The 13,588-nt window shown below is 71.8% G+C and carries 14 protein-coding genes; 3 read left to right on the forward strand and 11 right to left on the reverse strand.

Features of this window, described 5'->3' with window-relative positions; translation table 11 throughout:
• The first annotated feature begins 28 nt into the window (after window positions 1-28).
• From ACZ4D5_RS26335 to ACZ4D5_RS26345, 3 genes are read left to right on the forward strand one after another with little or no spacing between them, the layout of a single operon-like run.
• On the forward strand, window positions 29-622 hold the full coding sequence (locus ACZ4D5_RS26335) for a DUF6529 family protein (RefSeq protein WP_467774855.1): 594 nt from the start codon (window positions 29-31) through the stop codon (window positions 620-622).
• Complete coding sequence (locus ACZ4D5_RS26340; protein ID WP_467774856.1) at window positions 619-1,101, forward strand: Rieske (2Fe-2S) protein; 483 nt, start codon at window positions 619-621, stop codon at window positions 1,099-1,101. Before ACZ4D5_RS26335 ends, ACZ4D5_RS26340 begins: the two co-directional genes overlap by 4 nt.
• Window positions 987-1,877: a nucleotidyltransferase domain-containing protein gene (locus ACZ4D5_RS26345; RefSeq protein ID WP_467774901.1), complete on the forward strand. Its 891-nt coding sequence runs from the start codon at window positions 987-989 to the stop codon at window positions 1,875-1,877. The genes ACZ4D5_RS26340 and ACZ4D5_RS26345 overlap by 115 nt, the downstream gene beginning before the upstream one ends.
• On the opposite strand, the gene ACZ4D5_RS26350 is transcribed toward ACZ4D5_RS26345, so the two are convergent.
• The 11 genes from ACZ4D5_RS26350 to ACZ4D5_RS26400 form a co-directional block, all read right to left on the reverse strand.
• Complete coding sequence (locus tag ACZ4D5_RS26350; protein ID WP_467774857.1) at window positions 1,794-2,567, reverse strand: nucleotidyltransferase domain-containing protein; 774 nt, start codon at window positions 2,565-2,567, stop codon at window positions 1,794-1,796. The genes ACZ4D5_RS26345 and ACZ4D5_RS26350 overlap by 84 nt on opposite strands.
• Window positions 2,568-2,570: 3 nt before the next feature.
• Window positions 2,571-3,575: an ADP-ribosylglycohydrolase family protein gene (locus ACZ4D5_RS26355; protein ID WP_467774858.1), complete on the reverse strand. Its 1,005-nt coding sequence runs from the start codon at window positions 3,573-3,575 to the stop codon at window positions 2,571-2,573.
• Complete coding sequence (locus tag ACZ4D5_RS26360; protein WP_467774859.1) at window positions 3,572-4,297, reverse strand: NUDIX hydrolase; 726 nt, start codon at window positions 4,295-4,297, stop codon at window positions 3,572-3,574. The genes ACZ4D5_RS26355 and ACZ4D5_RS26360 overlap by 4 nt, the downstream gene beginning before the upstream one ends.
• A gap of 94 nt (window positions 4,298-4,391) precedes the next feature.
• Window positions 4,392-5,540: a pseudouridine synthase gene (locus ACZ4D5_RS26365; protein WP_467774860.1), complete on the reverse strand. Its 1,149-nt coding sequence runs from the start codon at window positions 5,538-5,540 to the stop codon at window positions 4,392-4,394.
• Between the two features lie 12 nt (window positions 5,541-5,552).
• On the reverse strand, window positions 5,553-6,209 hold the full coding sequence (gene scpB / locus ACZ4D5_RS26370) for an SMC-Scp complex subunit ScpB (protein ID WP_467774861.1): 657 nt from the start codon (window positions 6,207-6,209) through the stop codon (window positions 5,553-5,555).
• Window positions 6,206-7,204 carry a segregation and condensation protein A gene (locus tag ACZ4D5_RS26375; RefSeq protein ID WP_467774902.1) on the reverse strand — a complete coding sequence of 333 codons (999 nt, stop codon included), beginning with the start codon at window positions 7,202-7,204 and terminating at the stop codon, window positions 6,206-6,208. Before ACZ4D5_RS26375 ends, scpB begins: the two co-directional genes overlap by 4 nt.
• A gap of 111 nt (window positions 7,205-7,315) precedes the next feature.
• The gene (locus ACZ4D5_RS26380) at window positions 7,316-7,906 is read right to left on the reverse strand and encodes a hypothetical protein (protein WP_467774862.1); all 591 of its coding nucleotides are present in this window, start codon (window positions 7,904-7,906) and stop codon (window positions 7,316-7,318) included.
• Complete coding sequence (locus ACZ4D5_RS26385) at window positions 7,891-9,063, reverse strand: ParA family protein (protein ID WP_079043497.1); 1,173 nt, start codon at window positions 9,061-9,063, stop codon at window positions 7,891-7,893. The genes ACZ4D5_RS26380 and ACZ4D5_RS26385 overlap by 16 nt, the downstream gene beginning before the upstream one ends.
• A gap of 348 nt (window positions 9,064-9,411) precedes the next feature.
• Window positions 9,412-10,527 carry an alanine dehydrogenase gene (gene ald / locus ACZ4D5_RS26390; protein WP_467774863.1) on the reverse strand — a complete coding sequence of 372 codons (1,116 nt, stop codon included), beginning with the start codon at window positions 10,525-10,527 and terminating at the stop codon, window positions 9,412-9,414.
• Window positions 10,528-10,672: 145 nt separating this feature from the next.
• On the reverse strand, window positions 10,673-12,766 hold the full coding sequence (locus ACZ4D5_RS26395) for a tetratricopeptide repeat protein (RefSeq protein WP_467774864.1): 2,094 nt from the start codon (window positions 12,764-12,766) through the stop codon (window positions 10,673-10,675).
• Between the two features lie 173 nt (window positions 12,767-12,939).
• The gene (locus ACZ4D5_RS26400) at window positions 12,940-13,566 is read right to left on the reverse strand and encodes an NUDIX domain-containing protein (RefSeq protein WP_467774865.1); all 627 of its coding nucleotides are present in this window, start codon (window positions 13,564-13,566) and stop codon (window positions 12,940-12,942) included.
• Between the last annotated feature and the right edge of the window lie 22 nt (window positions 13,567-13,588).

Raw genomic sequence — 13,588 nt, forward strand, 5'->3', positions numbered from 1 at the left:
CGTCCCGCAACGCCCCGAGGGAGCCCGCATGAGCGTCGACCCGAACGCCCCCACCCAGGGCGGCTTCCCCGTGCCCCCGCACGCGGGTGGGCACCGCAGGGCGGGCGCCGCCCGCTATCTCCTGCCCGCGCTGGTGGCGGCGGCCGTGGCGGTCGGCCTCGGCGCGTACGGCACGGTCCACGACCCCGAGGGCACCGCCTTCAACCTGGCGGGGTTCAGCAGCACGAGCGCGGTGAAGTCCTGGCTGGGCACGACGGCGTTCGCCTTCGCGCTGCTCCAGGTCCTCTCGGCCCTGATGCTGTACGGGAAGGTCCCGGGCCCCTCCTGGTCGGCGGCCCTGCACCGCTGGTCGGGCCGGATCGCGTTCCTGGTCGCCGTCCCCGTGGCGGTCCACTGCCTCTACGGCCTCGGCTACCAGACGTACTCGACCCGCGTGATGTGGCACTCGCTGCTCGGCTGCTTCTTCTTCGGGGCGTTCAGCGCCAAGATGCTGCTGCTCCGCTCGGAGAAGCTGCCCGGCTGGCTGCTTCCGGTGGTCGCGGGCCTGGTCTTCGCCTCGCTCACGGTGATCTGGCTGACGTCGGCGCTCTGGTTCTTCCGCACGTTCGGGGTGACGACATGAGCGGCGGCAGCACGTCCCGGCGGGCGGTCCTCGCGGCGGGCGCGGCGGCACTGACGGCGGGGTGCACCAAGTACGGCGACGAAGGGGCGGAGCCGGAGCCGCCGGACTCCCCCACGGCGGCCGACACCACGCCCGCCTCGAAGGAACCGTCCGAGTCCGGCGACAAGCCCTCCGGAGACAAGCCGCCCGCGGGGCCCGAGCTGGCGAAGACCTCCGACATCCCGGTGGGCGGCGGCAAGGTCATCAAGGACAGGAAGGTCGTCGTGACCCAGCCCGAGAGCGGCGACTTCAAGGCCTTCTCCGCGGTCTGCACCCACCAGGGCTGCACGGTCTCCGAGGTCGCGGACGGCACGATCAACTGCGCCTGCCACGGCAGCAAGTACCGCGTGGCCGACGCCTCGGTCGCCGGTGGCCCCGCCCCTCGCCCGCTGTCCCCGCAGAAGATCACGGTCACCGGAAATTCGATCACCCTCGGCTAGCCGCGGACCGTACGCTCGACCGCATGCACCCCCAGGACCTGGTACGCGACCACACGATCTACTCCTGCGTGATGGGCTCGCGCGCCTTCGGCCTGGCCACGGACGGCAGCGACACCGACCGCAGGGGCGTCTTCCTCGCCCCCACACCGCTCTTCTGGCACTTCGAGAAGCCGCCGACCCATGTGGACGGGCCCGCCGACGAGCAGTTCAGCTGGGAGCTCGAGCGCTTCTGCGAGCTGGCCCTGCGCGCCAACCCGAACGTCCTGGAGTGCCTGCACTCCCCGCTCGTGGAGCACGTCACGGACACCGGGCGCGAACTGCTCGACCTGCGCGGCGCGTTCCTCTCCCGCCAGGCCCACGACACCTTCGCGCGCTACGCCCTGGGCCAGCGCAAGAAGCTGGACGCGGACGTCCGTACGCACGGCGCCCCGCGCTGGAAGCACGCGATGCACCTGCTGCGGCTGCTGATGTCCTGCCGGGACCTGCTGCGCACCGGCGAGCTGACGATCGACGTCGGCGACCAGCGCGAGCCGCTGCTCGCGGTCAAGCGCGGCGAGGTGTCCTGGTCCGAGGTCGAGTCCTGGATGAACCGCCTCGCGGCCGAGGCGGAGGAGGCGGCGCCGCACAGCCCGCTGCCGGCCGGGCCCGACCGGCAGCGGATCGAGGACTTCCTGTTCCGCACGCGCCGCGCGTCAGCCCTGCGCCCCCGCGAGGCGTACGCGGACGACGAGGTCGTGCAGGGCGTCGTACGCGCGGTGGACGCCCGGCAGCGCTGAGTCCGCCTGGGCTTCGTCGAGGAGGGCGTGCAGCCGCCCCACGTCGGCGGCCACGCGCGCGTGGTCCACATCGGCGCCGCCGTGCTCGGCCTCGGCCTTGGCGGCGACGAGCTCGGGCAGATAGGCGGGGGCGGCCGGGACCTCCCCGACGAGCGTGGGCAGATGCGCGTCCACGACACCGCTGCGCATCAGATGGATCCCGGTCAGCAGCACGCGGAACGTGTAGAGCAGCGGCTTGAGTTCGCCGTTCTTCTCGAACAGCCGCCACTGGGTCCTGGCGAACCCCCGGTAATGGTGGGCGTGGTGGCTGGTGAGCACCTCAGGCGCGAGGGCGACGAGCTCCGCGTGCGCGTCCGTGGTGTGCACGACCAGCGGGGAGAGCAGCTGCTCCAGGACGTAGCCGTTGTGCCGCAGCATCAGCCGCACGAACTTGCGCAGGTCGTGCGTGACGAGGTCCATCTCGACCCCGTCCCTGTCCCCCACCCTGGAGCGCGTCTCGTCCGGCTCCCTGAGCCCCACCAGGTCGGCCACCGGCAGCAGGTGCGCCCCGCGCAGGTCCACGTCCGAGTCACGGGACGGGAAGCCGTACAGGTGCGCTCCGGAGACCGTCGCGAAGAGCAGCGGGTCACGCTGCTCGGCGACGACGGAGGTGAGGTCGATGTCCAGGTCGGGGCCCAGGTCCACAGTCATCCCTCAAGCGTCCCAGAGGGCCCCGAACTCCAGGAGCTCGGCCCGGTGCTCGATCCGCTCCGTCCACGCGGCGGGCCACGCGCCGGCGCCGACGTGGGCCCCCGCGAAGGCCCCCGCGAGGCACGCGATCGAGTCGGAGTCGCCCGAGGTGCAGGCGGCCCTGCGCAGCGCGGTGACCGGCTCGTCGACGAACATCAGGAAGCACAGCAGGCCGGTGGCGAGCGCCTCTTCGGCGATCCAGCCCGCACCGGTGGCCAGGCACGGGTCGGTCTCGGGATTGGCGTGCTTGAGGGCGGCCTCCAGACGCTCCAGGACGGCCAGGCATTCGTCCCAGCCGCGGGAGATGAAGTGCTCGGGCGACGGGTCCTGCGAGCGGGTCCACAGGTCGCCGAGCCACGCCTCGCGGTAGTGGGTGCGGTTCTCCAGGGCGTACGAGCGCAACTGCCCGACCAGACCCATGGGTTCCGCACCCCGGGCGAGGAGCTGCACCGCGTACGCCGTCAGGTCACTGGCGGCCAGCGCCGTGGGGTGCCCGTGGGTGAGCGCGGACTGCAGCTGGGCGGCGCCGGCCCGCACCTCGTCGTCGATGCGGGGCATCAGGCCCAGCGGCGCGACCCGCATGTTGGCCCCGCACCCCTTGGAGTGCACCTGGCTGGCGTCCCGCCAGGCCCGCTCCTCGTCGGCGAGCAGCTCGCAGGCCCGGATGCAGGTGTTGCCCGGGGCGCGGTTGTTGTCCGGCGACTCGTTCCAGGCGACGAACTCCCGGCGCGCGAGGTGCGCGAAGCGCTCAGGACCGCACAGCCCGCGCGCGGCCGCGGCCTTGAGCGCACGGCTGAGTGCCAGCGTCATCTGCGTGTCGTCCGTGATGAACGCGGGACTCGGCAGCTCCATCTCCCGCCACGGCCCGCACTTGGCGAGGATCGACGGTACGTCGTTGAACTCGGTCGGGAAGCCGAGCGCGTCCCCGAGGGCGAGCCCGAGGAGGGATCCGGTGGCAGCGCGCTTCATGAGGAGGTTCCTTCCGAGGTGGGCCGGAGCAGGGGCGGGTGCAGGGCGGTGGCGGTGCCCGCCCGGAAGAGGGCCGCGGGCTTGCCGCGCCCGCTGGTCAGCCGCGCGGCGCCGGGGATCGCCTCGACGAGCCCGGCGGTGCCGACGACCTTGCGCCGGAAGTTGGCGGGGTCGAGCTCGGCGCCCCACACCGCCTCGTAGACCTGGCGCAGCTCGCCGAGCGTGAACTCGGGGGCGCAGAAGGCCGTGGCGAGCCCGGTGTACTCCAGCTTGGCGCCGACGCGGTCGTGGGCGTCGTCGAGGATCCGGTCGTGGTCGAAGGCGAGCGGCCGGTACGTCGCCGGGCCGTACGGCAGCCAGGCCGCGCGGGCCGCGTCGCCTCCCCCGCGCGCCTCGGGAGGATCGGGCACGAGCGCCGCGAAGGCGACGGAGACGACCCGCATGCGCGGATCGCGGTCCGGCGCGCTGTAGGTGCGCACCTGCTCCAGGTGGAGCCCGCTGACGTCCGCGATGCCGGTCTCCTCGGCCAGCTCACGCCCGGCGGCCTGTTCGGCCGACTCGTCGGGGAGCACGAATCCGCCGGGCAGTGCCCAGCGCCCGGCGAACGGCTCCTGGCCGCGTTCGACGAGCAGCACGTGCAGCGCGCCGTCGCGGATGGTGAACACCGCCAGATCGACGGTGACGGCAAAGGGCTCGAAGGCGTGCTTGTCGTACCCCTGCATGCACGACCACCCCCCTCTCTTTATGGTCTACCCGACTATAAAGAGAGGGGGGTGGCACGCACAAGCCGTCACCCGCAGGCACGACCCGGAAGGTCTACAGGTCGACTTCCTTCATCAGCATGCCCACCTCGGTGTTGGAGAGCCGCCGCAGCCAGCCGGACTTCTGGTCGCCCAGCGTGATCGGCCCGAAGGCCACCCGCACCAGCTTGTCGACCGGGAAGCCCGCCTCGGCGAGCATGCGCCGCACGATGTGCTTGCGGCCCTCGTGCAGGGTGACCTCGACGAGGTAGTTCTTGCCGGTCTGCTCGACGACGCGGAAGTGGTCCGCGCGGGCGTACCCGTCCTCCAGCTGGATGCCGTCCTTGAGCTGCTTGCCCAGGTCGCGCGGGATCGGGCCCACGATGTGCGCGAGGTAGACCTTCTTCACGCCGTACTTCGGGTGGGTCAGGCGGTGCGCCAGCTCGCCGTGGTTGGTGAGCAGGATGACGCCCTCGGTCTCGGTGTCGAGCCGCCCCACGTGGAACAGCCGCGTCTCGCGGTTGGTCACGTAGTCACCCAGGCACTGGCGGCCCTCGGTGTCCTCCATGGTGGAGACGACGCCGGCGGGCTTGTTCAGCGAGAAGAACTGGTACGACTGCGTGGCCACCGTCAGGCCGTCGACCTTGATCTCGTCCTTGTCGGTGTCGACGCGCAGCCCCTGCTCCAGGACGATCTCGCCGTTGACCTCGACGCGGGCCTGGTCGACCAGCTCCTCGCAGGCGCGCCGCGAGCCGTACCCGGCACGGGCGAGCACCTTCTGCAGCCGCTCGCCCTCCTGCTCGGCGCCCGGGAAGGTCTTGGGCAGGTTCACCTTGGGCTTGCCCGCGTACCGCTCGCGGTTGCGCTCCTCGGCCCGCGTCTCGTACTCACGCGAGCGCGAGGGGGCCGTCCGGCCGCCGGACTGCTGCCCGCGCTTGGGGCCGCCCTTGGCGCCACCGCGCGCGGCGTTGCCGCGACCCGACTTCGGGCCGTCCTTGGTGCCGCCCGCGCCCACGTCGTAGCGACGCTCCTCGGGACGCGGCTTGCTCGGGCGGCTCGGCCTGTCGTCCCTGCCCTGCCTGTCGTCACGGTTGTTACCGGCACCCCGGTAATTGCCGCGGCCGCCGCTCGCGCCACGACCACCGCTGTTGCCGCGGCCGCCGCTGTTGCCACCACGGCTCCCGCCGTTGTTTCCGCTGCTGTTCCTGCCGCTGCTGCTTCGCATCAAATGTTCCGTCTAGTCGGCTGTGTCCTGGGTGTACTCGTACCCCGGCGCATCGGGTGCGTCCGGGTCGAACGACGGGACACCTTCCTGTGTCTCGCCCTCGATCGCGTCCGCCTCGGGGAGGAAGGGCGCGAGCTCCGGGAGCTCGTCCAGGCCGCGCAGGCCCATCCGCTCCAGGAAGTAGTTCGTCGTCCTGTACAGGATCGCACCTGTTTCGGGTTCCGCGCCCGCCTCCTCCACCAGACCCCTCTGCAGGAGCGTGCGCATCACGCCGTCGCAGTTGACCCCGCGCACCGCGGAGACCCGGGATCGGCTGACCGGCTGGCGGTACGCGACGACCGCGAGGGTCTCCAGGGCCGCCTGGGTGAGCCGGGCCTGCTGCCCGTCCAGGACGAAGCCCTCCACGGCGGCGGCGTACTCGGGCCGCGTGTAGAACCGCCAGCCGCCCGCCACGAGCCGCAGCTCGAAGCCCCGCTTCTGCACGGTGTACTCGTCCGCGAGCTCCCGCAGCGCGTCGGCGACCTGGCGCCGGGGCCGCTGCAGGATCTTCGCGAGGTGCTCCTCGGTGGCCGGCTCGTCGACCACCATCAGGACGGCCTCCAGGGCGGGCCGCAGATCGAGCTCCGCGACGGCACCGGCAGGCTCGCCCACAGGGCTCTGCGTACTCACGCCTTCTCCTCGTCCTTGACCGGCTCGGGGGGCCGGTCGAACTCGTCGGTCACGGTCGGCTCGTCGGCGCCGTCCCCGCCGGTCCAGCGCACCATCAGCTCGCCCAGGGGGTCCTCCTGGTCCAGGGCGACGGCCTTCTCGCGGTACAGCTCGAGGAGCGCGAGGAAGCGGGCGACGACGGTGAGGGTGTCGTCACCGGCGTCCTCGACGAGCACCCGGAAGCTGAGCTCGCCCCGCTCCCGCAGCCGGGCGATCACGACGGCTGCCTGCTCCCGCACGGAGACCAGCGGGGCATGGATGTGATCGACGTACACCTGCGGCTTCGCCCGCGGCCGCATCGCCTTCACGGCGAGCTTCGCGAACCCCTCGGCCCCGATGCTGATGACGACTTCCGGCAGCAGCTCGGCATGGTGGGGTTCGAGCCCCACGGTCCGCGGATAGCGCCGCGCCTCCTCCTCGAGCCGCCCGCTGAAGATGTCCGCGATCTGTTTGTACGCGCGGTACTGAAGGAGCCGCGCGAACAGCAGGTCCCTGGCTTCGAGCAGCGCGAGGTCGGCCTCGTCCTCGACCTCGGCGGCGGGCAGCAGCCGCGCCGCCTTGAGGTCGAGCAGCGTCGCGGCGACGACCAGGAACTCGGTCGTCTGATCGAGGTCCCAGTCGCTGCCCATGGCCCGGATGTGCGCCATGAACTCGTCGGTCACCTTGGACAGCGCGACCTCGGTGACATCGAGCTTGTGCTTGGAGATCAGCTGCAACAGCAGATCGAAGGGCCCTTCGAAGTTCGCAAGCCGAACCTTGAACCGCCCGTCGCCGGGTACGACGGGCTCGTCAGGTGCGACGAGTTCAGCAGGCGGTCCCTCTACGTCGCCGTCGGCGTTGTGGGCAGGCGTTCCGCACGGCGAGTGGGGTCTCCCCTGCTCGAGCGGAGCCGAGAGCTTGGGGAAGGGTGGGCACGACGACCCACGGCCCGCGGGCGAAGGACCAGCCTCGGCCACAGCCTCCGGCTCCGGCTCCGCAGGAGCCGCCCCGGGGCCCCGCCCCAGGGAACGCCGACGGACGGGCGGTGCGCAGTAGTCGTTCGTGGCCATCAGGCGGGAACGCTACCCCTACCGCCCGCGAAGCCGTCGTACGAGAATGCTCGCGTCCCCGCGGGACTCCAGATCCGCGAGGACGACGGCGACCGCCTCCCGCACGATCCGCCCGCGGTCCACCGCGAGCCCGTGCTCACCGCGGAGCACGAGCCGCGCGTGCTCGAGGTCCATCAGCTCCTCGGCGGACACGTACACGGTGATCTTCTCGTCGTGCCGCTCACGCCCGCTGGGCCGCCGGTTCGCGGCCCGCGCCCGCCGCCGCGCCTGCGCGGTCGACGAGCCGGACTTGCCGCCGCTCTGGGTGGCCGAACCTTCCTGCGCCGGGGCCGCACGGCGCCCGGTGCCCTTCTCGCCCTCGGCGGCCGCGGCACGGCTGCGCGACTCGGCGCCCGACTCCGCGTCCGTGGCCGCGTGTTCGGCGGGCTCACCGCCGTCGCCCTGCGCGGCGTCGTCGGCTGTCGCCGCCGCCTCGTCGCTCTCGCCCGCGGGCCCGGGCACACGGGCCTCGCCGTTCGCCTGGCGTCGCGGCGACGACGACTGGAGCGCCATCCCCCCGGTCGTACGGAACAGTTCGTCGGCCCCGGGCAGACTCACTCGGCGTGACACCGGGCGAGCACCTCCCTGGCGAGCTGGCGATAGGCGGCCGCGCCGACCGAGTTGGACGCGTACGTCGTGATCGGCTCACCGGCGACCGTGGTCTCCGGGAAGCGGACCGTGCGCCCGATGACCGTGTGGTAGACGTGGTCGTCGAAGGCCTCGACCACGCGCGCGAGCACCTCACGGCTGTGCACCGTGCGGGAGTCGTACATGGTCGCGAGGATGCCGTCGAGCTCCAGGTCGGGGTTGAGCCGCTCCTGGACCTTCTCGATGGTCTCGGTCAGCAGGGCCACACCGCGCAGCGCGAAGAACTCGCACTCCAGCGGCACGATCACCTTGTGAGCCGCCGTCAGGGCGTTCACGGTGAGCAGGCCGAGCGAGGGCTGACAGTCGATCACGATGTAGTCGTAGTCCTGCATGAGCGGCTTCAGGGCGCGCTGCAGCGTGGACTCGCGGGCGACCTCGCTCACCAACTGCACTTCGGCGGCGGAGAGGTCGATGTTGCTGGGCAGCAGGTCCATGTTCGGGACCGCCGTCTTCAGGAGCACCTCGTCCGCGGACATGCCGCGCTCCATGAGGAGGTTGTAGACCGTCAGGTCCAGCTCCATCGGGTTCACCCCGAGGCCCACGGAGAGGGCGCCCTGCGGGTCGAAGTCGACGAGCAGGACGCGGCGTCCGTACTCCGCGAGGGCCGCGCCCAGGTTGATGGTCGACGTCGTCTTGCCGACGCCGCCCTTCTGGTTGCACATCGCGATGATCTTCGCGGGACCGTGGTCGGTCAGCGGGCCCGGGATCGGGAAGTACGGCAGCGGGCGTCCCGTCGGGCCGATGCGCTCGCGGCGCTGACGGGCCGCGTCCGGGGCGAGCGTCGCCGCGTACTCCGGATCGGGCTCGTACTCGGCGTCGGGGTCGTAGAAGTGCCCCTGGGGCAGTTCCTCGTAGTCGGCGAGGTGGGTGTGGGTGTTATCGCCACTCCGGTCGCCGGCCATGGCGTTCACGTGATGGCCATCCATGCTCTGGGGTGCTGACTGTGTCGGCTGGGGGCTCTGCCGGGCTTCGAAGGTGCGGACAGCGACGGAGCCGACGGCCTCGAGCCCCACGGGACCCTGGCCCCGCTCAGACGTTCCTGGTTGACCACCCCCGGGAGCAAATGTCGACTCATTCACAAGTCGTCTTACCTCCTTGGTGACCAGGAAATTTCTAGATAGGTCAGCGTGGCACCATGCCGACGGTTGGCGACTCTATGGCGTGTCACCGCTCCGCAGCAACACAATCCGCCGGACCGGACCCGATGTGTCGGCAAAGGAACACCCTGATGTCAAGGGCGTACGGCATGCCATCGGCACGTTTCAGGGGTGGGCGAAACGGTTAAAGGGTTACGTTCAAGGCGAGTTGAGCGTGTCCACACTGATACGCATACGGCCGGACCCCTCTCAAGGTCCGGCCGCGGGCGTGAGATTGACGACTTTCGTTGACGAAAGTGTCGATGACCGACGGGAGTCGATCAGGTGGGGTCAGCCGAGGAGCGACTCCAGCTCGACGTGGTCGAGACCGTGGGCCTCGGCGACCTCCTTGTAAACGACCTTGCCGTCATGGGTGTTGAGTCCCAGGGCCAGCGCCGGGTCGCGGCGCAGGGCCTCGACCCAGCCGCGGTTGGCCAGCTCGACGATGTACGGCATCGTCGCGTTGGTCAGCGCGTACGTCGAGGTGTTGGGCACCGCGCCGGGCATGTTGGCGACGCAGTAGAAGACCGAGTTGTGGACCGGGAAGGTCGGCTCGGCGTGCGTGGTCGCGTGCGAGTCCTCGAAGCAGCCGCCCTGGTCGATCGCGATGTCGACAAGGACACTTCCCGGCTTCATGCGCGAGACGAGCTCGTTGGTGACCAGCTTCGGGGCCTTGGCGCCCGGGATGAGGACGGCGCCGATGACGAGGTCGGCCTCGAGGCAGGCCTTCTCGAGCTCGAAGGCGTTGGAGACGACGGTCTGGATCTTCGTGCCGAAGATCTTGTCCGCCTCCTTGAGCTTGTTGATGTCCTTGTCGAGCAGGGTCACGTGGAAGCCCATGCCGATGGCGATCTGCGCGGCGTTCCAGCCCGAGACGCCGCCGCCGATGACGACGGCCTTGCCCGCGGCCACGCCCGGGACGCCGCCCGGCAGGACGCCGCGGCCGCCGTTGGCGGCCATCAGGTGGTAGGCGCCGACCTGCGGGGCCAGCCGGCCCGCGACCTCGGACATCGGGGCGAGCAGCGGGAGCGCGCGGTTCGCGGTCTCCACGGTCTCGTACGCGATGGCGGTCGTGCCCGACTCCAGGAGCGCGTCCGTGCACTCCTTGGAGGCGGCCAGGTGCAGGTAGGTGAAGAGGGTCTGGTCCTTGCGGAGGCGGTGGTACTCCTCCGCGATCGGCTCCTTGACCTTCAGGAGCAGGTCGGCGGTGGCCCAGACCTCGTCGGCGGTGTCCAGGATCTGGGCACCGGCCGAGACGTACTCGGCGTCCGTGATCGAGGAGCCGACGCCGGCGTTCCGCTCGATGACGACCTGGTGGCCGTGGCGCACCAGCTCGTGCACACCGGCGGGGGTGATGGCCACCCGGAACTCGTTGTTCTTGACCTCGCGGGGGATGCCGACCTTCATCGTCGATCACGGTCCTTGGCTCAGGGGATGTTTCGGGCAATGCGTTACAGACCGGTGCACACGAGGGCGCAGCGGGAGACACCACGGATGGACGCGGCGGAGCCAGTCTAATGAAGGATTTCTCGCTGTCTAGCCTTTCAATACTTCAATCTTCTGCAGATGCGCTACGGATTTCGTAGGCGGAAGGCTGTGCTCCACCGTTCGTTTCAAGCCTCGCACCCTCCGGGAGCTCCGCTCCCAGCATGCGCTCGGCCGCGCCCCGGTGCAGCCGGGCCGCCGCGGGGTCCCCGAGGCGCTCCAGGGTGTCCGCCAGCCGGAGCTGCAGCGCCGCCTGCAGCCGTACGTCCTTGGCGTGCCGGGCCCACTCGACGGCTTCCTGGCAGGTGCGAAGCGACTCCTCGGGCCGTCCCGCGTACTCCTGCACGCGCGCCATCTCGCTGAGCGCCCTCGCCTGGGCGGCCACGTCGCCGTTCTTGCGGTGCCCGGTGACCGCCGAACTCCAGCTGCGCAGGGCCTCGCCGTAGCGGCCCGCGTACGTGTGCACGGCGCCGATGCGACCGTAGAGACGGGCCGCGTCGGCGCGCTCGCCGCGGGCCAGGCGCTGGGCGAGCGCCCTGCCGAACCAGTCGGAGGCCCGCTGCCAGTCCCCCAGCTCCTGGTAGGCGCCGCCTACGGATTCCATCGCGCGTCCGGTGGCATACGGATCGCCGGCCTCGCGCCCCGCGTCCAGCGCGGCCCGATAGCGCGCCAGCGCGTCCCGCGTACGTCCCGTCCGCGCGTCCAGGTCCGCGAGGTTCAGCAGCGCCGCGGCCTTCTCGCGCGGCAGGTCGCGCCGCTCGGCCACGTCGAGGACCAGCTGGTGGATGCCGTAGAGCTCCGCGGCCGCTTCCTCCGTGCCGCGGTGCGCGACCAGGGCCCGCGTCAGGGCCGCCATCAGGCGCCGCGCGAGGGTGTCGAGCTCCCCGTCGGCGACCGCGAGGCGGGCGGCGGCGAGCAGCGCGGGCTGCCGGATCCGCAGCCACTCGGCGGCGGCGCGCGGGTTCGGGAAGCGCAGCGCGCGCGGCAGCCCCGCGAGCTTCTTGCGGGCGGCCGAGCCTTCCGCCTCCGTGATCGCCCTGCAGGACTGCAGCAGGCGCACGGTCCGCTCCAGCATCCGGGCCCTGGCCAGCTGGACCTCGGCGGGGCGGTCCTGGCTCTCGGTGCGCGCGCGCAGCAGCGGAACCAGGCAGCCCGGCACCTCGTACTGCGGAAGCGGGGAGTCCACCGCCCGCACGAGCCCGAGGGCGACGAAGTCGTCGAGCGTGGTCCTGGCCGCGGAGACCGAGCAGCCCGCGAGCGCGGACGCCGTGTGCGGGTCGACATGGCCCGCCGGGGCGAGGGAGAGGAATCGCAGTATCCGCGCGGCGGGCGCGGGCAGCGAGGCGTACGTGTGGGCGAAGACGCGGTCGAGCGCCGATCCCTCGTCCGGCATGTCGTGGATCTGCTTGGCCAGGTCGGCGACGGCCGCCTTGGGGCGTACGGAGAGCCAGCCGCCGGCCAGCACGAGAGCCGCGGGGTGCGCCGCGCACGCCTCGACGAGGGACTCGGCGGAGCGCGGGTCGACGGTGATGCGCACCGGCCCCGCGGCGCGCGAGAGGAGCTCCACCGCGGCCGCCTTGTCCAGGCCGCCGAGCGTGCAGGGCCGCACGTCGGGGATGCCGGTGAGCGGGCCCTCGGAGACCGCGACGACCAGACAGTCGGGGGTGTCCGGGAGCAGCGGGTCGACCTGCTCGGCGTCCGACGCGTCGTCGAGGAGCAACAGCGCGCGGCGCTCCTTCAGGGCGTCCCTGAGGATCTCTGTGAGGTGGTCCTCGTCGGCCCCGGGGGGCGCGGGCACGGCCAGGGCGTCGAGCAGGTCGCGGGCGGTGCGCTCGGTGGGCACCGGGGCGCCGTCGGGCTCCGTGAGCCGGGCCCGCAGCACCGCGTCGGGGTACTCGTCGGCGAGCTGCCTGGCGAGCTCCTCGGCGAGCGAGGTGCGGCCCGAGCCGGGGCGGCCCGCGACGAGCAGGACGCGGGCGCGAGGCGCCTTGCGGCCCGAGAGCGTGTCGAGTCCGGCCCGGTCGATGTCCGCGCGGAGTTCCTTCAACTCCCGGCGCCTGCCGACGAATTGACCTTTCGTCGACTCCAACGCGGCACTCGCGGGCGACGGCACCGCGCCGCCCGCCGCCGCACCGTCCGTGTCGACCGCCTGATCCGTCACGGGCCACGCTCCCGTCCCTGCGCACTACCCGCCGGGACTCCGGTCGGGACGCTTTCAGAGCCTAGTTCAGGCCCTGCGGCGCTCCCGGCCGCGCGGCGCGCACAAGTCGCCCGATCGGATCAGTGGATCGTCATATCGGAATGTCGACGAGGCCCCGTGCCCCGAAGGCGTGGCTACGCCTCGAAGGGACGGGCGGGCCAGGGCGCCTCGGCCGGGCGCAGCGCGTCGACGCCGTCGCCGTTCAGGGCCGCGTACAGCGAAAGGACGCCGACCACCAGGCAGTTGTTGTGCAGCTCCCCGGCGAGGACGCCGCGGACGAGCTCCTCCAGGGGCACGCGCGCGAGCTCCATGTCGGACTCCTCCTCGGAGACCTCGAAGCGCTCGCCCTCGGCCTCGGACAGGTCACGCGCGAGGAAGACGCGCACGGCCTCGTCGCAGCCTCCGGGCGTGGTGTAGACGTCGGTGAGAACACGCCAGTCCTCGGCCTTGACGTGCGCCTCCTCGTACAGCTCGCGCTGGGCGGCGTGCAGCGGGTTCTCGCCGGGGACGTCGAGCAGGCCCGCGGGGATCTCCCAGAGCTTGTGGCGCACGGGGTGGCGGTACTGGTGGATGACCAGGACGCGGCCCGCGTCGTCGAGCGCGAGGACGGCCACCGAGCCGGGGTGGACCTGGTAGTCGCGGTGGACGACGGACCCGTCGGGCATGACCACGCCGTCCACCCGGACGGAGGTCTTGTTGCCGACGAACGGAGTCTTCGACTCCGTGATCTGCCACTCCTCGGCGGTGTCCTTGATCGTCATGTCGCCCTGTCCTCCCACACGT

This window comes from Streptomyces sp. NPDC025651 (assembly GCF_055558735.1).

Bases quoted from the DNA above. Each gene is read 5' to 3' on its own strand.
- ACZ4D5_RS26335 (WP_467774855.1), top strand. From the start codon at position 29: ATGAGCGTCGACCCGAACGCCCCCACCCAGGGCGGCTTCCCCGTGCCC.
- ACZ4D5_RS26340 (WP_467774856.1), top strand. From the start codon at position 619: ATGAGCGGCGGCAGCACGTCCCGGCGGGCGGTCCTCGCGGCGGGCGCG.
- ACZ4D5_RS26350 (WP_467774857.1), bottom strand. From the start codon at position 2,567: ATGACTGTGGACCTGGGCCCCGACCTGGACATCGACCTCACCTCCGTC.
- ACZ4D5_RS26355 (WP_467774858.1), bottom strand. From the start codon at position 3,575: ATGAAGCGCGCTGCCACCGGATCCCTCCTCGGGCTCGCCCTCGGGGAC.
- ACZ4D5_RS26360 (WP_467774859.1), bottom strand. From the start codon at position 4,297: ATGCAGGGGTACGACAAGCACGCCTTCGAGCCCTTTGCCGTCACCGTC.
- ACZ4D5_RS26365 (WP_467774860.1), bottom strand. From the start codon at position 5,540: ATGCGAAGCAGCAGCGGCAGGAACAGCAGCGGAAACAACGGCGGGAGC.
- ald (WP_467774863.1), bottom strand. From the start codon at position 10,527: ATGAAGGTCGGCATCCCCCGCGAGGTCAAGAACAACGAGTTCCGGGTG.
- ACZ4D5_RS26400 (WP_467774865.1), bottom strand. From the start codon at position 13,566: ATGACGATCAAGGACACCGCCGAGGAGTGGCAGATCACGGAGTCGAAG.